The sequence below is a fragment of the Aliirhizobium wenxiniae genome (assembly GCF_019511445.1).
GTDB classification, from domain to species: Bacteria; Pseudomonadota; Alphaproteobacteria; order Rhizobiales; family Rhizobiaceae; genus Neorhizobium; species Neorhizobium wenxiniae_A.
Genome location: NZ_JAEUAN010000123.1, coordinates 1 through 255, shown reverse-complemented (window position 1 = coordinate 255; position 255 = coordinate 1). Strand labels below are relative to the sequence as shown.

At 58.8% G+C, this 255-nt stretch carries 1 pseudogene; it reads right to left on the bottom strand.

From position 1 onward, the window contains the following. Positions 1–255: pseudogene (locus tag JNB91_RS31915) on the bottom strand (ISNCY family transposase); the annotation flags it as partial.

Sequence of the window (255 nt, the reverse complement as noted above, 5' to 3'; positions counted from 1 at the left end):
CTGTCCTCGGCTTGCGGCTACGCTTCTGATAGCCGTTCGCAGTACTGCCGTCCCGAATGCCGAACATATGATCTTTCTGCCCGGTCCGTCGGGGGCCGCCCTTGCTGCGTTGCTGTTCGCGACCAGCGTGCATCTCGGCGACAACAGATAGCATGTCATCCAGTCGCTTGTTGTCGACGACTTCGGCGCGATGCACCGAGCGCAGCGTATCGAAAGTTCTATAGGGCAGGGCATAGCTCTCGTGCATGATCTCAA